The sequence below is a fragment of the Actinoplanes sp. HUAS TT8 genome (assembly GCF_051380535.1).
In the GTDB taxonomy this organism is placed as follows: Bacteria; Actinomycetota; Actinomycetes; order Mycobacteriales; family Micromonosporaceae; genus Actinoplanes.
The window spans coordinates 8,256,314-8,276,961 of record NZ_CP195646.1 but is presented as its reverse complement, the minus strand read 5'-3'; the positions used below and the strand labels follow the sequence as shown (position 1 = coordinate 8,276,961).

Genomic DNA, 20,648 nt, shown 5'->3' with positions numbered 1-20,648 from the left:
AGTCCAAAAGCGATGATCACGATATCCACGATGGACCGCTCTCGAAAGTCCCTATTCGTTACGACCTATTTTCGAAACGTCACACGTATTAACGAGCGACAAAGTCGAGCGCCTGCGCCAGGTCGGCCACCAGGTCATCCGGGTGTTCGATACCGATGGCGATTCGGATGGTTCCGGGGGTTAAATGCGATTCTCGCAGTTGCTCCGGAGTCAATTGCCTATGCGTGGTGCCGGCCGGATGCAGAATCAGCGACTGCGTACTGCCGAGCGACGCGGCCACCTTGATCACCCGGAGCCGGCTCATCAGGCGCACCCCGGCCTCGCGCCCACCGGCCAGGTCGAAGCAGAACGCGCCCGGGAAACCGGTGATGTGCCCGGCCGCGCCCGGCTGCGGGCAGGTCACCCGGCTCACCGCCGGATGGGTGGCCAGCCAACCGGCCACCCGGGTCACGTTCGCGGCGTGCCGTTCCATGCGCAGGCCGAGCGTGTGCAGACCGCGAATGGTCAGCCAGGCGGCGAACGGGTCGGCCACCGAACCGAACTCGACCGCGTGCTCCCACACCCGCTCGTAGCGGCTCCGATCGGCGAAGACCGCGAGCCCGCCGGTCACATCCGAATGGCCGCTCAGGAACTTGGTCGCCGAATGCACGACCACGTCGGCGCCGTGCTCGATCGGGCGGCAGAAGATCGGGCTGGCGAACGTGTTGTCGACGACCGTCAGCACCCCGGCCGCGCGTGCCACCGGAGTCAGAGCGGGCAGGTCACTGATGTGGCCGGTCGGGTTGGCGACGGTCTCCAGGTAGAGGACCTTGGTGCGCGGGGTGAGAGCGGCGCGAAGCTCCTCCGGGTCGCGGCCGTCGATCCGGGTCACCCCGATGTCGAACCGTTTCTCCAGGTCGCGCAGGTGGGCGTGGGTGCCGCCGTAGACCTCGCGCTGGGCGATCACGTGGTCGCCGGCGCCAACCAGACTGTGCAGCAGCAGGGAGATCGCGCCCATGCCGGACGACGTGGCGATCGCGGCCGCCCCGCCCTCCAGGTCGGCGACCGCGTTCTCCAGCGCGCGGACGGTCGGATTGGCGAAACGAGAGTAGGCGTAGCCGCCGTCGGGACGGTTCAGGCCGTCGGCGATCAACTCCGGGTCGTCGAACGCGTACGACGACGTCTGGTAGATCGGCACCGCCAGCGGACTGCTCGCCGCCGGCACGGGCGCCTCGATGTGGACCATGCGGGTGTCGGGATGCATGCCCCGATGGTCGCGGACCGTGACCGGCCGGAGACAGAGCCAATGCCGCTATATTGGTCCGCTGATGGAACCAATCGAGCTCGCCGCGCGCCTGGGCCGCTGGTCGGCCGGGCGCGGGCCGCTGTACCTGCTGCTCGCCGGCCGTCTCCGGGCGCTCATCGACGACGGCGAGTTGCCGCCCGGGACCGCGCTGCCGACCGATCGGGCCCTCGCGGCCGGGCTCTCGGCCGGGCGGACCACCGTGGTCGCCGCCTACGACCTGCTGCGTCAGGAAGGGCGGCTGGTCCGGCGGCAGGGGAGCGGGACGTGGGTCGCGGGCGGGCCGTCCGGCGCCCCGGCGCCTCCGGGGGCGGAACCGACCGTCAACCCGGTCTTCCTGCACCTGCTCGACCCGCCGGATCACGTGGCGCAGTTCGCGTGCGCCGGGCCGACCGCGGCGCCGCCCGAGGTGATCGCCGCCTATCAGGCCGCGCTGGGCTTGCTCGGCGGGCCGGACCTGGGATATCACCCGGCCGGGCATCCGCGGCTGCGGGCCGCGCTGGCCGCGCGGTACTCGGCCCGTGGGGTGCCGACGACGGCGGCCCAGATCCTGATCACGACCGGTGGGCAGCAAGGGCTCGCGCTGCTGGCCCGGGCGTTGGTCGCGCCCGGGGCCGAGGTGCTGGTCCAGGCGCCGACCTACCCCGGGGCTCTGGAGATCTTTCGCGAATCGGCGGCGGCTCTGCTGCCGGTCCGGGCCGCCATTCGCGCGTACGGAGGAGCCCTCGCCCGGCGGCCGGCCATGGCCTATCTGATCGCGCTCTGCCACAACCCGACCGGGCGGACGCTGGCGCCCGAGGAACGGGCCGAGATCGTCGCCGCGGCGCTGAAGTGGCAGGTTCCCCTGGTGGTGGACGACGTGCTGGCCGAGCTGAGTTTCACCGGGCCGGCGCCGTCCGTGCCGGTGGCCGGGCTTGCCCCGGACGCGGACGAGCTGATCACCGTGGGGTCGCTGAGCAAACTGGTCTGGGGTGGGCTGCGGATCGGCTGGGTGCGGGCGCAACCGGCGCTGATCGGGCGGCTGGCCCGCCTCAAAGCGGTGATCGACCTGGGCAGCGGGGTGCTCGACCAGCTCGCGGCCGTGGAACTGATCGGCCGGCTGGACACGCTGATCGAGGACCGGGCCCGGCTGCTCGCCCAGCGGCACGATCATCTCGCTGCTGAGCTGCGGGAACAGTTGCCGGAGTGGCAATTCGAGCCGGCCGGCGGCGGGCAGACGCTGTGGGTGCGGCTGCCGTACGGGGACGCCGCGTCGTACGCGCAGGCGGCCCTCCGGCACGGGGTGGCCGTGCTGGCCGGTGGGTCGCTCGACCCGTCCGGCGGGAGCAACGACTACTTGCGCATCCCGTTCGTGGCGGAACCCTCGGTGCTGAGCGCGGGAGTACGGGCGATGGCCGAGGCCTGGCGCGGATTCGCCGGCCGGGCGGTGGGGAGTCCACCGCCGCTGCCGGCGATCGCGGTCTGATCAGGGGGCCGGGAGCTTCATCGGCTCGGTGCGGTCGGGGTCCGGGCCCGCGGCCGTCTCGGTCCTCGGGGCGGCCGGCTGGGCCGGGATCACGGTGGTCTTGTCGTCGCTCGACCCGGCCGCCGTGAGCACCGTGGTCTTGTCGTCGTCGGCCGGCTCGGGCGTCGTTGTCGCGGGCTCAGGCGTTGTTTTCGCGGGCTCGGGCGCTGCTTTCACCGGCTCGGGCGCTGCTTTCGCGGGCGCGGCGGCAATAGTCGGATTAGTGGTAATGCCGGATTTATTAGATTTAGGCGCTTCGGGAGTGCTCGGAGCCGGCTTCACGGCGGCGAACACGGTGGTCGTGTCGTCGCTGGCCGGGGTGACCCGCGGACTGCTCGGGGCGGCCGGCGCCGGAGCGGCCGGGATCGCCACGGTGGCGTCGGCCGGGGTCATCGCGACGGTGGCGTCGGCCGACGATGTACGCGCCAGGGGTGAAGCACCCGCCGGCGTACGCAGGACCTGGGTCCGGTCGCCCTGCGCGGCGGGCGGCTGCGCGGTCCGGAAGACCGTGGTCTGCTCGGCGGCCACGTTGATCCCGGCCACCTTGGCCGAGCCCCGGAAACGCCCGATCTCGCCGATGATCGGCAGCACCGGCGGCTCGTAGCGGGCCCAGCGGCGGGCGCTCAGCATCGTGCACAGCAGCGGCACCGCGAGCAGTGCGGCCAGGCCGTATCCGGGGCGGCTCAGGTCGAAGCCGTCCTTGACCACGTCCGGCGACCAGATGCCGGCGTAGGACTCCGGTGCGCTCCACGCCCAGTACGTCACCCCGAGGAACGCGGCGCCGGCGATGGTCGGGCCGAGCGGCGAGATCGGGGAGAACGCCAGGATCGCGTACAGGATCCCGGAGAAGATCAGCAGGAGCAGGCCGCTCAGCGACTCGGCGGTGAAGAAGTCCCGCCCACGGCTGGTGAGGTCGTGGGTGAAACCGACACCGGCGAGGACCCAGACGGCGGGCGCGAGCACGAGGGCGTAGAGGATCGACCGGAGGTGGCGCATGATCCGGCAGGCTACCCGGCGACGGCAATGAGCCGCCAAACCAGTCGTAGTGTGCCGATATGGATGAACCACTTCCGGGGCGACCCACCGCACACGGCCGCGTCACGCTCAGCAAGATCATGACCGCGGTGGACGTCAACCTGTACGGCACGGTCCACGGTGGGGTGCTGATGAAGTTCGTCGACGACGTGGCCGGGGCGGCCGCGGCCCGGCACAGCGGGGGCACCGCGGTGACCGCGGCGATCGACGAGATCGTGTTCCTCGAACCGGTCCGGGTGGGCGACCTGGTTCACGCGTATGCGCAGGTCAACTGGACCGGCAAGAGTTCCATGGAGGTCGGCGTGCGGCTGGAGGCCGAGCGCTGGGACGCGGTCGGCCCGACGATCCCGGTCGGCACCGCCTACCTGGTCTTCGTCGCCGTCGATGTGGCCGGCACACCCCGTCCGGTCCCGCCTGTGTTGCCCACCGACATGGACGACCAGCGCCGGTTCAAGGAAGCCTTGATCCGCCGTGACCATCGGCTGGCTCGTCGCGCCGCCATCCAGAAGGCCCGGGCTGAGTGAACGTTAGGGTGAGCGCATGACGGTGACGACGGGCACAGTCCTCTGGGAACCGCCGGCCGATGCCCGGCAGACCTCGCGGATCGGTGACTTCCTGGGCTGGCTGGAGCGCGAGCGCGGGCTGACCTTCGCGGACTATGCGGCGCTGTGGGAGTGGTCGGTCACCGATCTGTCCGGGTTCTGGGGCGCGATCTGGGAGTACTTCGACGTCGTCGCGCATGACCGGCCGACCGCCGTGCTGGAGAACGCGACGATGCCCGGGGCGAGGTGGTTCCCCGGCGCGACGCTCAACTACGCGGAGAACGTGCTGCGTATGCCCGGCATCGCGGACGACGAGCCGGTCGTGATCGCGTACTCGCAGAGCCGGGAGCCGATCACGCTGACCGCGCGGGAGCTGCGCGAGCAGGTGCGGCGGGTGCGGGCGGGGCTGAAGGCCCGCGGGGTCGGCCGGGGGGATCGGGTCGCCGCTTACGCGCCGAACATCCCTGAGACGTACGTGTTGATGCTGGCCACCGCGAGCCTGGGCGCGATCTTCTCGTCCTGTGCGCCGGAGTTCGGCTCGCGCAGCGTGATCGACCGGTGGAGTCAGATCGCCCCGAAGGTCCTGGTAGCCGTCGATGGCTACAAATATGGCGACAAATCGGTCAACAGGCGGGCCGAGGTCGACGCGATCGTCGCAGCGCTGCCGTCACTGGAACACGTCGTCACTATCGGATATCTCAGCGAAGATGGCGATTTTTCCGAACTAGACGGGCCGGATGAGCTCGCCTTCGAGCCCGTCCCGTTCGACCACCCGCTCTACGTCCTCTACAGCTCCGGCACCACCGGCCTGCCCAAGCCGATCATCCACGGCCACGGCGGCATCCTCCTGGAGCACCTCAAGATCCTCGCGCTGCACCACGACCTGGGCCCGTCCGACCGGTTCTTCTGGTTCACCACCACCGGCTGGATGATGTGGAACTACCTGGTCAGCGGCCCGGCCGTCGGCGCCGCCATCGTCCTCTTCGACGGCAACCCGGGCTGGCCCTCGCTCGAAGCGCTGTGGGACCTCGTCGACACCGCCGGGATCACGTACTTCGGCACGTCGGCCCCGTTCCTGATGGCCTGCCGCAAGGCCGGCCTGACCCCGGGCAAGACCCTGAAGGGCGTCGGCTCGACCGGCGCGCCGCTTCCTCCCGAGGGCTTCGCCTGGGTGTACGAGGCGGTCGGCCGTGACCTGCAGCTGATCTCGCTCTCCGGCGGCACCGACGTGTGCACCGGTTTCGTCGGCGGCTCGCCGCTGCTGCCGGTCCGCGCCGGCGTGATCTCCGGCCGCAGTCTGGGCGCTCGCGTCGAGGCCTACGACCCGGAAGGCAAGCCGGTCATCGGCGAGCTGGGCGAACTGGTGATCACCGCGCCGATGCCGAGCATGCCGGTCGGGTTCTGGAACGACACCGACGGCTCGCGCTACCGGGAGGCGTACTTCGACGTCTTCCCCGGCGTCTGGCGGCACGGCGACTGGATCACCATCGGCGACGACGGCAGCTGCGTGATCACCGGCCGCTCCGACGCCACCCTGAACCGGGGCGGCGTGCGGCTGGGCACCTCGGAGTTCTACTCGGTGGTGGAGGGCCTGCCCGAGGTCGCCGACTGTCTGGTCGTGCACCTCGACAAGGCCGACGACCCCAACGGTGAGCTGCTGCTCTTCGTCGTCCCGGCCGAGGGCTCGGAGGTCGACGACGCGCTGCGCGCGAAGATCGCCCGGGAGTTGCGCGGCGCTCTCTCCCCGAGGCACGTGCCCGACGCGATTTATTCGGTACGGGCGGTGCCCCGCACCCTGTCCGCGAAAAAACTCGAGGTGCCGGTCAAGCGGATCCTCACCGGCACCCCGATCGAGTCCGCCGCCGCCAAGGGCGCGCTGGCGAACCCGGAGTCGCTGAACGCCTTCGCCGAGCTGGCGAAGACACGTCTCACACCGCCAGGACGAGGCTGACCTTCTCCGCGGTGGCGCGGGCGTCCAGTTTGCTCTCGTCGAGGTTGGCGCAGAGCACCGCCGAGGCGCCCGCGAGCAGCGGCGCGAGCAGCCAGTCGACCGGGTCCGGGTGGATCGTCACGTCGATCAGGACCCGGTCACCGGCGCCGAATCCTAGCTGGGTGGCCCGATCCTCGGCGGCCGACAGCACGTCGGCGTGACTGAGTTCGATCGGCCCGGCGAAGGCCCGGTCAGCCGGCGCGACCGGATGACCCCGGAAGTGGTCGCCGTGGTTGCGCACCTCGGTCACGAAGTCCGCGTACCCGGCCGGGACCTCGCGCAGCGGCATGGCCAGCGGGAGCAGCCCGGTCGCGTACCGGTCGGTGGTGGCCCAGGTGGCCGCCCGATCGACCCGTTCCGGGGTGGTGAACAGCGCCTCCACCGGCTGCGGATCACCACCCAGGTCGGCCAGGTCGGCGGCGAGACCGGCGGCCGACACGCCGAGCAGGATCGCGGCGGTCTGCCAGTGCGGCGGCAGCAGCAGAGCCACGGCGTCGCCGTGCCCCAGCCCGACGCCGTCGACGAGCAGGTTCGCCGTCTTCGACACCCAGTTGTCCAGGGTCGCGCCGGAGAGCTCGGCCCGGTCTCCGGTGGCGTCGTCGTACCAGGTGAGCAGGGGTGCGGCCGGGTCGCGCCGGACCGCCTCAGCGAAGACCTGCGGGATAGTGGTGTTCATCGTCCCTCAGACTAGGGGGTGACTGTGCGTGTTCGTGCCGGTGCGTCCATCCGGCATCGATTACGGCAACGTACGGCAACCACCGGTGTCGCGGACACTTGCCGGAAGCCTTCCGGGCGTACGCTCGGGGTGGACGCCACCTACCCTCGGCGCCCGTGTTACACCGCAGCATCGGTACGTCAGAGACGCCAAGGAGATGCCTCGTGACCCCCGGTCGCCCCCCGCGAGTGCTGGTCGACGCCACTAGTGTCCCCGCGGACAGAGGTGGTGTCGGCAGATATGTCGACGGATTGCTCGGCGCCCTCGGGCAGCTGGGCCCGGATCGAGTGGACCTGGCCGTCGTCGCCCAGCGTTCGGATGCGGAGCGTTACCGCCGGATGCTTCCCGACGCGGAAGTGCTGCCCGGCCCGGCCGCGATCGCGCACCGCCCGGCCCGGCTCGCCTGGGAGCAGACCGGCCTGCCGCTGCTCGTCCAGCAGGTCGGCGCCGAGGTTCTGCACTCGCCGTTCTACACCTGCCCGCTGCGCTCCAGCGTCCCGGTCACGGTGACCGTGCACGACGCGACGTTCTTCACCGAGCCGGAGCATTACGACAACACCAAGCGGACGTTCTTCCGCAGCGCGATCAAGACGTCGCTGCGCCGCGCGGCCCGGGTGATCGTGCCCAGCAAGGCCACGCGGGACGAGCTGATCCGCCTGCTCGACGCCGACCCCACCAAGATCGACGTGGCCTATCACGGCGTCGACCAGGCCGCCTTCCACATGCCGAGCGAGGAGGAGAAGGCCCGCGTGCGCGCCCGCCTCGGCCTCGGCGACTCGGGCTACGTCGCGTTCCTCGGTGCCAAGGAGCCGCGGAAGAACGTGCCGAACCTGATCCGCGGCTGGGCCCGCGCGGTGGCCGACTGGCCGCACCCGCCGGCCCTGGTGATCGCCGGCGGTCAGGGGCACGACGACGACATCGACCGGGCGGTCTCCGAGGTGCCGTCGCACCTGCGGCTGCTCCGGCCGGGCTACTTGCGCTACGCGGATCTGCCCGGTTTCCTCGGCGGCTCCCTGGTCGCCTGCTACCCCTCCTTCGGCGAGGGCTTCGGCCTGCCGATTCTGGAGGCGATGGCCTGCGGCACCCCGGTGCTGACCACGCCCCGGCTCTCCCTGCCCGAGGTGGGCGGCGACGCGGTGGCGTACACGACCGAGGCCCCCGAGCGGATCGCCGAGGACCTGGCCGACCTGCTCCACGACGAGCAGCGGCGGCACACTCTGGCCAAGGCCGGCTTCGATCGGGCGAAAGAGTTCACCTGGTCGTCCAGCGCGGAGGTGCATGTAACAACGTGGAATCGGGTGGCGAACTGACCCTCTACTAAACTCCCGCCCATGAGCGACGAACAGAGTGCGCTGTACGGAGTGGTTCTGGCGGGTGGCACCGGAACCCGCCTGTGGCCACTGTCCCGCGCCGGTCATCCCAAGTTCCTCCACCCGCTGACCGGGACCGAGGCCTCGCTGCTGCAGGCCACCGTGGACCGGCTCGACACCCTCACCACACCCGATCGGGTGTTCGTGGTGACCGGCGTGGCCCACGCCGCGGCGGTCTCCCGCCAGCTGACCTCGGTGCCGGTCGAGAACGTCCTGGTCGAGCCCTCGCCGCGGGACTCCTGTGCGGCGATCGCGCTGGCCGCGGCGGTGATCGCCCGCCGGGACCCGGAGGCGATCATGGGATCGTTCGCCTCGGACCACCTGATCGCCGACAAGGCCGAGTTCGCGAACGTCATCCGGCGTGCGATGGTCGGTGCCCGGGACGGCCTGCTGATGACCCTCGGAATCACCCCGACCCGCCCCGAGACCGGTTATGGGTACCTGCAGTGCGGTGGCGAGCTGCGCGAGGGCCCGGTGCTCCAGGTCGAGGAGTTCAAGGAGAAGCCGTCGTACGACGTGGCCGAGTCGTACGTGAAGTCCGGCAACTACCTGTGGAACGCCGGCATGTTCGTCTGGCGGGTCGACGTGTTCCTGGCCGAGCTGGCCCGGCAGCAGCCGCAGCTGGCCTCCGGCGTGAGCCGCATCGCCCAGGCGTGGGGCACCGCCGAGCAGGAAGAGGTGCTGGGCGAGGTCTGGCCGACCCTGCCGCGCATCTCGGTGGATTACGCGGTCATGGAGGGCGCGGCCACCGTCGGCCGGGTCGCCACGGTGCCGGGTGACTTCGGCTGGAACGACGTCGGCGATTTCCACACCCTCGGCGAGGTGCTCACCGCCGACCCGGCCGGCAACGTGGTCGTCGGCCACGACACCGGGCCGGAACGCCCCACGGTCCTGCTGCGCGACACCGAGAACCTGGTCGTCGTCCCCGGCTCGGGTCGTCTGGTCGCCGCCATGGGCGTCCGTGACCTGGTCATCGTGGACACCGCCGACGCCGTGCTGATCTGCCCGCGCGAGCGCGCGCAGGAGGTCAAGAGCCTGGTCGACCAGCTCAAGGAGCTCGGCCAGCACGGTTACATCTGATCCTGTTCCGCTGGTTCAGGGCCGCTCGTGCGGCCCTGGACCCCGTTACCGCTTGTCACCGCTTGTCACCAGGCGACGACGCCCTGGTTGCTCGGCTGCAGCGTGCCGATCTGCAGCGACTTCATCGTGATCCCGCTGCTCTCGGCGTTCGGGAAGCCCTCCAGCGCGGCCACCGTGCCGTCGGTGGACGCCTCCAGGTTGTAGCGCAGGGTGTTGCCGACGCCGCAGCTCGCGTCGCCCTTGTCGCAGGTCGTCCACTTGATCCCGGCGAACGCCGAGGTACCCGGCTTCACCGTGAACGCCTCGGCCGGGCCCGGCTCGTTCACCTTCTTCGTCGGCACCGCGACGACCTCGTCGGCGGCGTTGACCAGCGAGATCGCCACCCAGCCGTCGAGTGTGCAGCTCGCCTGGCCGCCGTTGGTCAGAACGACCATCGCCTTCTGCGTGGTTCCGGTGCCGTCCGGCTGCAGGGCGACCGTGGTCTTCAGATCCGCGCTGCGGCAGTAGGCGACCTTCGTCGGAGCGGCCGGCTTGGTCGCCGCCGGCTTGGTGGCGGCCGGGGCAGCGCTGGTCGCAGCCGCGCTGGTCGGAGCAGCGCTGGTCGGGGCGGCGCTGGTCGGGGCGCCGGCCACGGGCGTTTCACTACCCGAGCAGGCGGTCGCCAGCCCGAGCACGAGCAGGGCGGGGACGGCCACCATCAGAGTTCGGGTACGCATGCTGTTCTCCTCGGTCACGAATCAACTGAGGATGATCATGTGGCCCGGGCGGAACGTGGGCCGAACCGATCCGCCCGGACGGCACGAACGCGGGAGAGTCAGCCCAGACGGGCCCGGGCCGGGGCGATCTGCTGCACCACGCCGGACGCGAGCGGGCTGGGCAGCGCGTCCGTGGTGAACCAGGCCAGGTCGGACGACTCCGCGCTGATCCGCTCGACCGAGCCGGCCGGGGCGCGCAGCAGAAAACGTACGTCGAAGTGCACTGAATCGGTGGCCGGAGCACCATCGGACGCGCCGCAGCGCACCTCGTGGATGTCGATGTCGATCGGCTCCGGATCGAGGATCAGCCCGTCGATGCCGGACTCCTCGGTCGCCTCCCGCAGCGCGGCGGCGGCCAGGGTCTCGTCGCCGGGCTCGCAGTGCCCGCCCACCTGCATCCACAGCCCGAGCCGGCCGTGCAGGCAGAGCAGGACCCGCCCGGCGTCGTCGAGGATCAGCGCGCTGGCGGTGACGTGGCCGGCGCGATGGGCCCGGGTCATCGCGGCCGGACCGTCGGCGAGCAGGCCGAGGGTGCGCTTGCGGTTCACCTCGGCGGTCTCCGAGGTGGCGGTCCAGGTGGTCAGGACACGGACGGCGTCCTCGTACAGGCTCATGCTTCTCCGAATGTGATCGTCACGCCGTCGTCGTCGTACTCGATCGTGCTGGTGATGCCCGCGGCGGCGAGCTCGGCGCGGAACGCCTGGGCATCGGCGCCCAGCCGCACCAGATCGGCCGGCCGGGACCCGGCCGGCCCGAGCCGCAGCGTGCCCGAACCGGATCCGACCAGCTTGGCGACCGTCTCCCGCGGGATGTCGGCGGCCATCCGGGCGGCGTCGCGCAGACCCTCGGCGTGGGCCTCGGCCGTGCCCAGGCCGAACATGTCGCTCTCGGCGTCCCGGATCAGGACCTTCACGCCGGCGTCGCCCGCGTCCAGCCGGCGGGGATAGCCGCGCACGACGGCGACCGGCACCCGGTCACACTTGCCCTTGACCAGTTCCGCCGCGGCCGACAGCTCGTCGACGATCGCCATCTGGGTCAAATTCAATTCATTCCCGTACGGATCGATCTGGCCCCGATGATCGAGAAGCGCATCGATCCCGGACGCGCCCAGCGCGACGTCGGTCAGCCCGTTCCGCCAGGCCCGGCCCATCGTGTCGGAGATGATCACGGCGACGTCGAGCCCGCGCGCGGCCAGGTCGGCCCGGAGCCGGCGCGCGGACGCGTCCGGGTCGGCCGGCAGCAGCACCAGGTGCGTCTTGTCCACGTTCGACGCGTCGATGCCGGCCGCCGCCATCACGAACCCGTGGTGGGTCTGCACGATCGTGGTCGGGCCGCGGCGGGCCACCACCCGGGCCGTCTCCGACTCCAGGGCGCGGACCCGGGCCTCGTCGCGCTCCGGGCCGTCGGCCGGCACCTCGACCAGCCGGCCCTCCGACTTCGACACGATCTTGCTGGTCACCACGAGCACGTCGTCGTCCTGCAGCCAGGGCGCCGCGCCGGTGATCAACTCGGCCAGGTCGTCGCCCGGGGTGACGTCGCCGATGCCCTCGACGGGCCGGATCTCCAGCCTCATCGGGCCAGCTCCAGCGCGTCGGCCACCATCCGGGCGGTGAGCGTCTCGTCCTTCATCCACAGCGGCACCGCCCGCACGTTCACCCCGGGGATCTCGACGCCGGCGTCCGAGGTGTCGACCAGCCAGGCGTCGAGCAGGCCGCCGTCGGCCCGCGGGCCGTACATCCGGCCGACACCGGCCGCGCTGACCTCGACCTGCAGGGTGGCCAGGCACTTGTCGGCCATCCCCCGCACGGGTGAACCTCCGATGATGGGGGAGAGGCCGATCACCGGGGCCGAGGCGCCCGCCACCGCGTCCCGGATCGCCGGCACGGCCAGGATCGGCGCGATGCTGACCACCGGGTTGCTCGGGGCGAACAGGATCACGTCGGCCTGCCCGATCGCGTCCAGCACCCCGGCGGCCGGCTTGGCGTGCTCGGCGCCACGGAAGATGAACCGGTGCGTCGGCACCTCGCCGCGATAACGCACCCACCACTCCTGGAAGTGGATCGCCTTGCGCTCGCCCTCGACGTCGACGACGACGTGCGTCTCCAGCCGGTCGTCGGTGGCCGGCAGCATGGTGATCCCGGGCTGCCAGCGCTCGCACAGAGCGGCCGTGACCTGCGACAGTGGGTATCCCGCGTTCAGCATGGTGGTGCGCACGAGGTGGGTGGCGGTGTCCTTGTCGCCGAGGCCGAACCAGGACGGTTCCACCCCGTACTTCGCCAGCTCCTCCTTGACGACCCAGCTCTCCCCGACCCGGCCCCAGCCGCGCTCGGGGTCGGCCGCGCTGCCCAGCGTGTACATCACGCTGTCCAGATCCGGGCAGATCTGCAGCCCGTGCATCCGGACGTCGTCGCCGACATTGACCACCGCTGTGACCTCGGCGCCGATGGCACGGGCGTGCTCACGCACGCCGACGAGGAACCGGGCGCCGCCGATGCCCCCGGTGAGGACCACGATCCGCATCAGCCCATCCTCTCCCACCCGCGTCGCCGGGCCGGTTGCCGGGTGGCGGTTTACTCTGGGCGGACCTCGATCACCGCACGACCGGGAGTTACCGTGACCAGTCCACCGCCGCCCACGCCGGCCGACGGCAAGCCGATCGGCCAGTACCTGACACCGCTGCGCGACCTCGCCGCGTACGTGTTGGTCGGCGCGCCCGCCGTGTTCCTGTTCGTCGCCGTCATCAACCTGTTCGGCGACAACTTCGGCAACCGTACGGCGGCCAGCTTCGGCAACTTCATCAGTCTCGAGACGGTCGGGATGCCGCTGGCCGCGGTCGTGCTCGCGCTCGGACTCAAGCCGCACCACCCCAAAGCCCGGCTGATCACGCTGGCCGCGGTCGTGGAGTACGCGGTGATGGGCTTCTTCGGGGTGATCTTCGGCCTGCTCTTCGGCGTGATCAACATCGCGTCGTACGACGCCGGGGGTGCGTTCAAGGCGCTTCTCGTGCGGATCGCCTGGCTGGCGGTGTACGGGCTGGCGGCGTACGCGATGCTGCAGATCTGGCGGGGTATCTACATGGTGCCCAAGCCGAAGGCGCAGCCGGGCGTCTACGGGCAGCCGCAGGCGCCGTACGGGCAGCCCTACGGTCAGCAGCCGTACGGTCAGCAGCCCTATGGGCAGCCGTACGGGCAGCCGCAGCCGCAGTCGCAGCCTCAGCCGGGGACCTACGGGCAGGCCCCGCCGCCGCCGGCCGCGCCGGTCTACCCGCCCGGCACCTATGGCCAGCCGCAGCCCGTGGCCCAGCCGGGTTGGAACCAGCCGGCGGTCCCGACCCCGCCGTTGAGCACCACGCCGCCGCCCGCCTCGGCGCCGCCGGCCGCCCCTTTTGTGGACCCGACGCAGGTCGTGCCCCGTGAGGAACCGGCCCCGATCGACCGCACCAGCAAGCTGCCGGACGACCGTCCCGGCTTCGGCCCGGCCGACTCGGACCCGCCCCGGCACTGATATTCCTTGTCCACAGGCCGCGCTTGGTGTCTCACGACACTTCGCGGGCCTGTGGACGGCGGCGGCAGTCGAAACGATTCCGGTCTAGGTTGTTTTCGTGGCAGAGGTCAACCAGGCACCGACCGAGGCGAGCATCCGGCGAGCGTTGCGCCGCGCCGCCGACGGTAAAGCGATCGACGTCGACGAGGCCACCGCGCTGCTCGCGGCAACCGGCGACCAGTTCGAGGAGCTGCTGGCGATCGCCGGCGGCATCCGCGACGCCGGGCTGCGTGAGGCCGGGCGGCCGGGCGTGGTGACGTTCTCGAAAAAGGTCTTCATCCCCCTCACCCGGCTCTGCCAGGACCGATGTCACTACTGCACGTTCGCCACGGTGCCGCACCGGCTGCCGGCCGCGTTCCTGGAGCGCGACGAGGTGCTGGAGATCGCCCGGCAGGGCGCCGCCCAGGGCTGCAAGGAGGCCCTGTTCACGCTCGGCGACCGGCCCGAGGAGCGCTGGCCGGCCGCGCGCCAGTGGCTGGACGAGCGGGGCTATGACTCCACCCTCGACTATGTGCGGGCCTGCGCCATCGCGGTGCTGGAGGAGACCGGCCTGCTGCCGCACCTCAACCCGGGCGTGATGAGCTGGGCCGAGCTGCAGCGGCTCAAGCCGGTCGCGCCGAGCATGGGCATGATGCTGGAGACCACGGCCACCCGGCTGTGGTCCGAGCCCGGCGGCCCGCACTACGGCTCACCGGACAAGGAGCCCGCGGTCCGGCTCCGGGTGCTGGAGGACGCCGGCCGGGTCGGCGTGCCGTTCACCACCGGCATCCTGATCGGCATCGGGGAGACCCCGGCCGAGCGGGTCGACGCGCTGTTCGCGATGCGCCGGGTCGCCCGCGAGTTCGGGCACGTCCAGGAGCTCATCATTCAGAACTTCCGCGCCAAGCCGGACACGGCGATGCGCGGGATGCCCGACGCCGAGCTGCGCGAGCTGGCCGCCACGGTCGCCGTCGGCCGGGTCATCATGGGCCCCCGGGCCCGCATCCAGGCCCCGCCCAACCTGATCGACGCCGAGTTCTCGCTGCTCCTGCGGGCCGGCATCGACGACTGGGGCGGGGTGTCGCCGGTGACTCCGGACCACGTCAACCCGGAGCGTCCGTGGCCGCAGATCGACCTGCTGGCCGAGAGGACCGCGGCCGCCGGGTTCACCCTGCGCGAGCGGCTGACGATCTACCCGGAGTATGTGCGCCGCAGCGACGAGGGCTGGCTCGACCCGCGCCTCGCGGCCCACGTGGCCGCCCTGTCCGGGCCGGACGGCATGGCCCTGGAGGAAGCTCTCCCGGTCGGCCGCCCCTGGCAGGAGCCGGAGGAGACGTTCGGCACCGGCCGCACCGACCTGCACACCGCGGTCGACACCGAGGGCCGCACCGGCGACCGCCGGTCCGACTTCGACTTCGTCTACGGCGACTGGGACGAGGTCGCGGCCCACGTCAAGAGCGCCCCGGCCCACGTGCCGACCGACGTGCTGGCCGGGCTCAAGCTCGCCTCGACCGACCCGGGCGCGCTGCTGCGGCCGGAGCACGAGGACAAGGCGATGGCGCTGTTCAACGCGGACGGCAGCGCGCTCGACGAGCTCGCCCGGATCGCCGACGACCTACGAAAATCGGTCAACGGCGACGACATCACGTACGTGGTGAACCGCAACATCAACTTCTCCAACGTCTGCTACGTGGGCTGCCGGTTCTGCGCGTTCGCCCAGCGGGAGAAGGACGCCGACGCGTACCGGCTCTCCGTCGAGCAGGTCGCCGACCGGGCCGAGGAGGCGTGGCGGGACGGCGCGTCCGAGGTGTGCATGCAGGGCGGCATCGACCCGAAGATGCCCGTTACGGCGTACGCGGATCTGGTCCGCGCCGTCAAGGAACGCGTCCCGGGCATGCACGTCCACGCGTATTCGCCGATGGAGATCGTCACCGCCGCGTCCAAGGCCGGGGTGTCGCTCAAGGAGTGGCTCACCGAGCTGCGCGCGGCCGGCCTGGGCACCATCCCGGGCACCGCCGCCGAGATCCTCGACGACGACGTGCGCTGGGTGCTGACCAAGGGCAAACTGCCGGCCGCCACCTGGGTCGACGTGGTCACCACGGCGCATCAGGTCGGGATCCGGTCCAGCTCCACGATGATGTACGGGCACGTCGACCACCCCCGGCAGTGGCTCGGCCACTTCCGGGTGCTGGCCGGGATCCAGGACGTGACCGGCGGCTTCACCGAGTTCGTGGCGTTGCCGTTCATCCACACGAACGCGCCGATCTACCTGGCCGGGATCGCCCGGCCCGGCCCGACCTGGCGGGAGAACCGGGTCGTCCACGCGATGGCCCGCGTTCTGCTGCACGGGCGGATCGACAACATTCAGTGCTCGTGGGTCAAGCTGGGCGACGAGGGCACCCGGGTCATGCTCAACGGCGGCTGCAACGACCTCGGCGGGACGCTGATGGAGGAGACCATCTCCCGGATGGCCGGGTCGGAACACGGGTCGGCGCGGACGGTGGCCGAGCTCAAGGAGCTGGCGGCGGCGGCCGGGCGGCCGGCGGTGGAGCGGACGACGGTGTACGGGCGGCGCTGAGCCGGTTGGCGGTCCGCGGTCGGCGCTGAGCCGGTCGGTGGCCTGCCGGCGGTGCTGAGCCGGTCGGCGGTCTGCCGGCGGTGCTGAGCCGGTCGGCGGTCTGCCGGCGGCGCTGAGGCGTCGGGGGTTTTGGGGCGGCGCTGAGTCGTTTCGGAAGGGTGGGCGGCCGAGAGGCGGCCCGCCCTTCCCGTTTTTCGATGGGGGCGTTCGACGCTCGTTGCTGCCTCCGGGCCGGGCGCCGGGGCGGGGCTTCGATGGGCGCTCAGCACTTTTTGTCCCGAATGCTGGGCCGGGCCGTCTGGACGGACGACCACTGGTGGGTGATCCGTGCGAGGTGGGATACGCCACGGATGTGGCGGGTTTCGATTCCGGAACGGCCGGGAATCCGCGGCCCCGACTCACCGCCGGGGGCGTTTGGACCGTCTCAACGGGCCGGTCGCGGGCGGACTGTCCCTCGTGGCGGGGCGACCCGGGGGTGCGGCGTTACTCGCGGGTAGAAGCCGTCCTGCGGGGAAGCCGTATGGCCTGTTCGCGGCCAGGTCGGGGCGGGAACGGGGCCCGGTGGCGTGACCCCCCTTCTGGTCAGGTAACAAAACGGGTTAAATTGGACGCGTAGGGCAGCGTTCGCGTTACCTTCCGGTGGCTCCGGGAGATAGGGCAGGAACGGGACCTCGACGCGCCCTGGCGCCGAGGGGAAACGGGCCCATTTATCAGGTTCGGCTTGACGACGCACGTCTTACACGCGTGTAATTTTGGTGGGGTTGTGGGGACGATGTGCGACTTTTGCGTCGAACCCACAGAAACACGCCGCGTGCGTGGGGGGTCAGTGTCGGCATCGCTGCCGGCGCAGAAATTTGGAGGCACGCCGATGGAAGCGCAGGTTGAAGGGGTAGACCTGCTCGGGGACGCGCCCGAGTGGCAGGAGCGGGCGCTGTGTTCACAGACCGATCCGGAAGCCTTCTTCCCGGAGAAGGGCGGCTCGACGCGCGAGGCCAAGCGCATCTGCGGCCGCTGCGAGGTCAAGGCCGAATGTCTGGAGTATGCACTCGGCCATGACGAGCGCTTCGGGATCTGGGGTGGACTGTCCGAACGTGAACGTCGCAAGTTGAAGCGGCGCGTCGCCTGACCGCGGCCGGAGTGGCACTCCGTGCGGCACGTCCGGCGACCCGCGCGAGGGGGCACGGCCAACCGGATGGGAAACGCGACGATCTGCTTGAAGCAAGATCGCAGCACGGCACGATCGCACCAGAGCCAGAACCGCACCAGAGCCAGAACCACAACAAGGCCGGAACCGCATCGGAACGAGAACCGCGGCGGAGCAAACGGCAAGATCCGCTTTAAAGACCGGTTCCGCGTAAGGCAAGAACTGCGTGGAGCCGCGAGTATCACGTGAAGCACAAGAAGCGCGGTAGTGGCGTGAAAAAACGCGGCGACCGCACGCAAAAATGCGGCAGCCCGCGTCGATGACGCGGTGACCCGCGCCGGGTGCCGTCGCCACGCGCGAAATCGCGCGGCATCGGCGTTCGAAAACGAGCGACCACATGATCATCCGCCAAAAAGGCGGGTGGGCGGCCGCGACGCGCGGACAGTTGCGCAAGTAACGCGCGGACGGCTACTCGATCAACCGCGCGATGAGCGCGGCGTGATGGTGTGACCGGCCGCGCGGTGAGCGCGCGGTGATGGTGTGACCGGCCGCGCGGTGAGCGCGCGGTGATTCGGTGCGGGGCGCGGCGGGTGAGGCCGCGCCGGGCGTCAGGCCAGTTCGTCCGGGTCGACGCCGAGCAGGTTCGCGACCTGCTCGATGATCACGTCGTGGACGAGGTCGGCGAGGTCCTCCCGGTCCATCGCCCGGAACTCCAGCGGGCGCCGGTACAGCACGATCCGCGGTGGCAGCTCGTGCCGCCCCGGACGGCCGGGCAGCAGGCGGGCCAGGGGCACCTCGCCGTCCTCGAGCACATCGGAGTCGTAGACGTTCAGCTCCGGTGGCACGTCCTCGACCGCGAACTCGACGCCGGCGAGCTCTTTCGCATAGCGGCGTTCCAGGCTCTCGACGGTGTCCAGCACCAGGTCGTCGAAGATTTCCGCCTTGGTGCGGGCCAGGGGCACGGTCGCCGGCACGAGACGGCCACGCAGGCCGCGGCCGTGCCGATCACGCCGCGCCGGATGACCCGGGCCGGAGCTGCGCGCCGCCTTCGGATCGGTGCGACGGCGTTCGGGGCTGGTGGTCACCTGCTGAGCGTATCCCCACTCGGGCGACATCCGTGGTCAGCCCGTTCCTCACCGTGTGTCCTAGGCGTTAATTCGTCCCATCGAGACGGCGTGTCGGCCGACCATGGCCGAATCGTGATGCATCGCGGGTCGGCGTGTCGCGGGGTATCGGTCCCCAGAAAGCCCGGCGGAGAGATAAGTTGCCGCCGTGAGGTCACCACGGCGCTGCTCCCGGAACGGCTGTCCCCGACAGGCGGTCGCCACCCTGACCTACGTCTACAGCGATTCAACCGCTGTCGTGGGTCCGCTCGCGGCGTTCGCCGAGCCCCACACCTACGACCTGTGCGAGCCGCACGCCCGCAGCCTGACCGCCCCGCGCGGCTGGGAGCTGGTCCGGCACGACGGCGACTTCGCCCCGCCGCCCCCGACCACGGACGACCTGGTCGCCCTGGCCGAGGCCGTTCGCGAGGCGGCCCGTCCGGCCCCGCCGCCGCGCCCGGACACTCAGGACCCCCAGCCCGGCCACCAGACCGGTCGCCGCGGCCACCTCCGGGTAATCCCGCCCTCCCACTGACGCGCCCCGGCCCGTCCCCCCACTCCCGAAGCCGGCCCACCACCGCGCCGCCGAGCCCACCACAAGCGCTCGCTGCGGCGTCCGGCTGGTGCTGAGGGTTGTTTCCAGGTGCTTGACACAGCCCTGAGAACCAGCCGGTCACCGCGCGCCGCGCTGCCGAGCCCGGCCGGAGCGCTCGCGTCGCGTCGCCGTCGGTGTCGGGCTGGTGCTGAGGTTCCAGCTGGTGCTGAGGGTTGTTTCCGGGTGCTTGATACAGCCCTGAGAGCCAGCTGGCTACCGCGCGCCGCGCTGCCGAGCCCAGCCGGAGCGCTCGCGTCGCGTCGCTGTCGGGCTGGTGCTGAGGGGCCGGCTGGTGCTGAGGGCTGTGTTCGGGTGCTTGGCACAGCACTCAGCACCAGCCGGTCACCGGGCGGCGCGCCGCGGCGGCGGGCGGCGCGCCGCGGAGGCCGGCGGGGTGCGGCGTCGTGGTCAGGGGAGGGGGATCAGTTTGTAGCGGCTCTTGAGCCAGGGGATCAGCACGCCGTACGCCTTGATCGTGTCCGGCTGGGCGTAGTCGTGGGACAGCACGATCGCCCCGGCCCGGGTCCGCTTCTTCACGGCGTTGATCACGCGGGTGGTGTGGGCCCCGTCGGATTCCTCGCGCCCGTGCTCCCAGTCGCGCGGGTCGACCTTCCAGTAGATCGACGTCATCCCGAGATCCTTGGCGATCTTCACGATGTCGGGGGTGAAGTTCCCGCCCGGCGCCCGGAAGTACTTGATCTTCGCGCCCGGGACTGCGGCCCGGATCGCCGCGTTGGTCCGTTCCATGTCGGCCCGGATCGCCGCCGGCTTCTTCTTGCCGAGTTTCAGGTCGTGGTTCCACGTGTGGTTGCACAGGGTGTGCCCACCGGCCACGATCTTGCGGACCAGGTCCGGGTGGTTCTTCACGTTCTCGCCGACCAGGCAGAACGTGGCTTTCACGTGCTGGCGGGCGAGGATCCGGAGCAGGGTGGGGGTGTTGGCCGGGTCGGGGCCGTCGTCGAAGGTGAGCGCGACGCCCTTGCCGCCGGTGGTGAGCAGGCTGCCGGCCGGTCCGGTGTGCGCGCCGGGTTTCGGCGGCTTGGTCTTGGTCGTCTTCTTGGGGGCGGTGGTCTTCTCCGTGCGCGGAGAGGTGGGTGTCTGGGTTGCCGGCGGGATGGTGCTCGGGGCCGTGCTGGGGGCGATCGCCGCCGTTGGTGCCGCCTCGGTGTGGGACGACTCGGCGGCGGCCGCCTGGCCGAGAAGACCCGCCATGATCAGCGTCAGGCTGATCATCAGAGCCTTCCGGGTGTGGGACAGCCGCATCGATTACCTCCCCAGTTCATCGGCGACGACGATGCCTCGGGATCCGGGTGGTCGACAAGTCCCGTACGCATCTTTCGCACCGATTTCGTTACTCGTTCGCGTTCGCAGTCGTATCCTGGCGCACCTCCGCTACCCCGTACGCATGCCCGTAAATGTGGTGGATTGATGGC

General features: G+C 71.1%; 18 protein-coding genes. 9 read left to right on the top strand and 9 right to left on the bottom strand.

Annotation, left to right across the window (positions count from 1 at the left end):
• Positions 1-88 precede the first annotated feature (88 nt).
• A complete protein-coding gene (locus ACSHV8_RS36700; RefSeq protein ID WP_436523503.1) occupies positions 89-1,243 on the bottom strand; it encodes a trans-sulfuration enzyme family protein in 1,155 nt (384 codons plus the stop codon).
• 64 nt (positions 1,244-1,307) lie between these two features.
• Between ACSHV8_RS36700 and ACSHV8_RS36695 the strand changes: the two genes are divergently transcribed.
• Entirely contained in the window at positions 1,308-2,747 is a 1,440-nt protein-coding gene (locus tag ACSHV8_RS36695) for a PLP-dependent aminotransferase family protein (protein ID WP_436523501.1), read from the top strand.
• Here ACSHV8_RS36695 and ACSHV8_RS36690 read toward each other — a convergent pair whose 3' ends face one another.
• Positions 2,748-3,782, bottom strand: coding sequence for a hypothetical protein (locus tag ACSHV8_RS36690; RefSeq protein WP_436523499.1), 1,035 nt, complete (start codon positions 3,780-3,782; stop codon positions 2,748-2,750). It lies immediately after the preceding gene.
• 59 nt (positions 3,783-3,841) lie between these two features.
• Between ACSHV8_RS36690 and ACSHV8_RS36685 the strand changes: the two genes are divergently transcribed.
• Positions 3,842-4,345 carry an acyl-CoA thioesterase gene (locus ACSHV8_RS36685; protein WP_436523497.1) on the top strand — a complete coding sequence of 168 codons (504 nt, stop codon included), beginning with the start codon at positions 3,842-3,844 and terminating at the stop codon, positions 4,343-4,345.
• Between the two features lie 16 nt (positions 4,346-4,361).
• Positions 4,362-6,314 (top strand): acetoacetate--CoA ligase, encoded by a 1,953-nt coding sequence (locus ACSHV8_RS36680; protein ID WP_436523495.1) that lies wholly within the window; start codon positions 4,362-4,364, stop codon positions 6,312-6,314.
• On the opposite strand, the gene ACSHV8_RS36675 is transcribed toward ACSHV8_RS36680, so the two are convergent.
• Positions 6,292-7,029: a TIGR03089 family protein gene (locus ACSHV8_RS36675; RefSeq protein ID WP_436523493.1), complete on the bottom strand. Its 738-nt coding sequence runs from the start codon at positions 7,027-7,029 to the stop codon at positions 6,292-6,294. The two genes, ACSHV8_RS36680 and ACSHV8_RS36675, sit on opposite strands and share 23 nt — an antisense overlap.
• A gap of 203 nt (positions 7,030-7,232) precedes the next feature.
• On the opposite strand from ACSHV8_RS36675, the gene ACSHV8_RS36670 reads away from it, so the two are divergent.
• Positions 7,233-8,378: a glycosyltransferase family 4 protein gene (locus ACSHV8_RS36670; RefSeq protein ID WP_436523491.1), complete on the top strand. Its 1,146-nt coding sequence runs from the start codon at positions 7,233-7,235 to the stop codon at positions 8,376-8,378.
• 21 nt (positions 8,379-8,399) lie between these two features.
• Positions 8,400-9,518: a mannose-1-phosphate guanylyltransferase gene (locus tag ACSHV8_RS36665; RefSeq protein WP_436523489.1), complete on the top strand. Its 1,119-nt coding sequence runs from the start codon at positions 8,400-8,402 to the stop codon at positions 9,516-9,518.
• Positions 9,519-9,583: 65 nt separating this feature from the next.
• Here ACSHV8_RS36665 and ACSHV8_RS36660 read toward each other — a convergent pair whose 3' ends face one another.
• The 4 genes from ACSHV8_RS36660 to cofD all read right to left on the bottom strand — a co-directional run bounded on the left by ACSHV8_RS36660 (position 9,584) and on the right by cofD (position 12,793).
• Positions 9,584-10,234, bottom strand: coding sequence for a DUF4232 domain-containing protein (locus tag ACSHV8_RS36660; protein WP_436523487.1), 651 nt, complete (start codon positions 10,232-10,234; stop codon positions 9,584-9,586).
• Positions 10,235-10,332: 98 nt separating this feature from the next.
• Positions 10,333-10,887, bottom strand: a complete 555-nt coding sequence (locus ACSHV8_RS36655; protein ID WP_436523485.1) for an NUDIX hydrolase — start codon at positions 10,885-10,887, stop codon at positions 10,333-10,335.
• The gene (locus ACSHV8_RS36650; protein WP_436523483.1) at positions 10,884-11,846 is read right to left on the bottom strand and encodes a coenzyme F420-0:L-glutamate ligase; all 963 of its coding nucleotides are present in this window, start codon (positions 11,844-11,846) and stop codon (positions 10,884-10,886) included. Before ACSHV8_RS36650 ends, ACSHV8_RS36655 begins: the two co-directional genes overlap by 4 nt.
• The gene (cofD, locus tag ACSHV8_RS36645) at positions 11,843-12,793 is read right to left on the bottom strand and encodes a 2-phospho-L-lactate transferase (RefSeq protein WP_436523481.1); all 951 of its coding nucleotides are present in this window, start codon (positions 12,791-12,793) and stop codon (positions 11,843-11,845) included. Before cofD ends, ACSHV8_RS36650 begins: the two co-directional genes overlap by 4 nt.
• A 93-nt stretch (positions 12,794-12,886) precedes the next feature.
• Here cofD and ACSHV8_RS36640 point away from each other — a divergent pair, with 93 nt between their 5' ends.
• The 3 genes from ACSHV8_RS36640 (at position 12,887) to ACSHV8_RS36630 (ending at position 17,499) form a co-directional block, all read left to right on the top strand.
• On the top strand, positions 12,887-13,777 hold the full coding sequence (locus ACSHV8_RS36640) for a hypothetical protein (RefSeq protein WP_436523479.1): 891 nt from the start codon (positions 12,887-12,889) through the stop codon (positions 13,775-13,777).
• A gap of 97 nt (positions 13,778-13,874) precedes the next feature.
• Positions 13,875-16,373 carry a bifunctional FO biosynthesis protein CofGH gene (locus tag ACSHV8_RS36635; protein WP_436523477.1) on the top strand — a complete coding sequence of 833 codons (2,499 nt, stop codon included), beginning with the start codon at positions 13,875-13,877 and terminating at the stop codon, positions 16,371-16,373.
• 868 nt (positions 16,374-17,241) lie between these two features.
• Positions 17,242-17,499, top strand: coding sequence for a WhiB family transcriptional regulator (locus tag ACSHV8_RS36630; protein WP_014688021.1), 258 nt, complete (start codon positions 17,242-17,244; stop codon positions 17,497-17,499).
• A gap of 626 nt (positions 17,500-18,125) precedes the next feature.
• On the opposite strand, the gene ACSHV8_RS36625 is transcribed toward ACSHV8_RS36630, so the two are convergent.
• Entirely contained in the window at positions 18,126-18,632 is a 507-nt protein-coding gene (locus ACSHV8_RS36625; protein ID WP_436523475.1) for a metallopeptidase family protein, read from the bottom strand.
• 157 nt (positions 18,633-18,789) lie between these two features.
• Between ACSHV8_RS36625 and ACSHV8_RS36620 the strand changes: the two genes are divergently transcribed.
• Positions 18,790-19,155 (top strand): DUF3499 domain-containing protein, encoded by a 366-nt coding sequence (locus ACSHV8_RS36620; RefSeq protein ID WP_436523473.1) that lies wholly within the window; start codon positions 18,790-18,792, stop codon positions 19,153-19,155.
• Between the two features lie 468 nt (positions 19,156-19,623).
• Here ACSHV8_RS36620 and ACSHV8_RS36615 read toward each other — a convergent pair whose 3' ends face one another.
• Positions 19,624-20,478 (bottom strand): polysaccharide deacetylase family protein, encoded by an 855-nt coding sequence (locus ACSHV8_RS36615; RefSeq protein ID WP_436523472.1) that lies wholly within the window; start codon positions 20,476-20,478, stop codon positions 19,624-19,626.
• Positions 20,479-20,648 lie beyond the last annotated feature (170 nt).

Excerpts from the sequence above, each read along its gene's own strand:
- ACSHV8_RS36700 (WP_436523503.1), bottom strand. The coding sequence starts at position 1,243 with ATGCATCCCGACACCCGCATGGTCCACATCGAGGCGCCCGTGCCGGCG.
- ACSHV8_RS36695 (WP_436523501.1), top strand. The coding sequence starts at position 1,308 with ATGGAACCAATCGAGCTCGCCGCGCGCCTGGGCCGCTGGTCGGCCGGG.
- ACSHV8_RS36690 (WP_436523499.1), bottom strand. The coding sequence starts at position 3,782 with ATGCGCCACCTCCGGTCGATCCTCTACGCCCTCGTGCTCGCGCCCGCC.
- ACSHV8_RS36685 (WP_436523497.1), top strand. The coding sequence starts at position 3,842 with ATGGATGAACCACTTCCGGGGCGACCCACCGCACACGGCCGCGTCACG.
- ACSHV8_RS36680 (WP_436523495.1), top strand. The coding sequence starts at position 4,362 with ATGACGGTGACGACGGGCACAGTCCTCTGGGAACCGCCGGCCGATGCC.
- ACSHV8_RS36675 (WP_436523493.1), bottom strand. The coding sequence starts at position 7,029 with ATGAACACCACTATCCCGCAGGTCTTCGCTGAGGCGGTCCGGCGCGAC.
- ACSHV8_RS36665 (WP_436523489.1), top strand. The coding sequence starts at position 8,400 with ATGAGCGACGAACAGAGTGCGCTGTACGGAGTGGTTCTGGCGGGTGGC.
- ACSHV8_RS36660 (WP_436523487.1), bottom strand. The coding sequence starts at position 10,234 with ATGCGTACCCGAACTCTGATGGTGGCCGTCCCCGCCCTGCTCGTGCTC.
- ACSHV8_RS36655 (WP_436523485.1), bottom strand. The coding sequence starts at position 10,887 with ATGAGCCTGTACGAGGACGCCGTCCGTGTCCTGACCACCTGGACCGCC.
- ACSHV8_RS36650 (WP_436523483.1), bottom strand. The coding sequence starts at position 11,846 with ATGAGGCTGGAGATCCGGCCCGTCGAGGGCATCGGCGACGTCACCCCG.
- cofD (WP_436523481.1), bottom strand. The coding sequence starts at position 12,793 with ATGCGGATCGTGGTCCTCACCGGGGGCATCGGCGGCGCCCGGTTCCTC.
- ACSHV8_RS36630 (WP_014688021.1), top strand. The coding sequence starts at position 17,242 with ATGGAAGCGCAGGTTGAAGGGGTAGACCTGCTCGGGGACGCGCCCGAG.
- ACSHV8_RS36625 (WP_436523475.1), bottom strand. The coding sequence starts at position 18,632 with ATGTCGCCCGAGTGGGGATACGCTCAGCAGGTGACCACCAGCCCCGAA.
- ACSHV8_RS36615 (WP_436523472.1), bottom strand. The coding sequence starts at position 20,478 with ATGCGGCTGTCCCACACCCGGAAGGCTCTGATGATCAGCCTGACGCTG.